At 42.5% G+C, this 360-nt stretch carries 1 pseudogene; it reads left to right on the top strand.

The features are described from left to right. Positions 1-109 precede the first annotated feature (109 nt). Positions 110-360 (top strand): annotated as a pseudogene (locus tag AYC59_RS01520) (hypothetical protein); the annotation flags it as partial.

Raw genomic sequence — 360 nt, forward strand, 5'->3', positions numbered from 1 at the left:
TGTCAGATTAAAATGAGATAAATGTCACATTTTCTTGCACTTTATTCCAGCCAGTTCATCAGGATTTCCGTAAAAAGAACAGCTATTTGAAACTCCTGAGGATTTGCTGTTGAAACGCCGTCTTGTTATTGCTGCTTCTTTGTTCGTTTTTAATTTATCGTCTGCTTTTGCAGCAGAAAATATTCCTTTTTCACCCCAGCCTCCAGAAATTCATGCGGGGTCATGGGTATTGATGGATTACACAACCGGACAGATCCTCACGGCGGGTAATGAGCATCAACAACGTAATCCTGCCAGCCTGACTAAGCTGATGACTGGCTATGTCGTTGATCGTGCTATCGATAGTCATCGCATTACACC

Origin of the sequence: Pseudostreptobacillus hongkongensis (assembly GCF_001559795.1) — a bacterium.
Classification (GTDB): Bacteria; Fusobacteriota; Fusobacteriia; order Fusobacteriales; family Leptotrichiaceae; genus Pseudostreptobacillus; species Pseudostreptobacillus hongkongensis.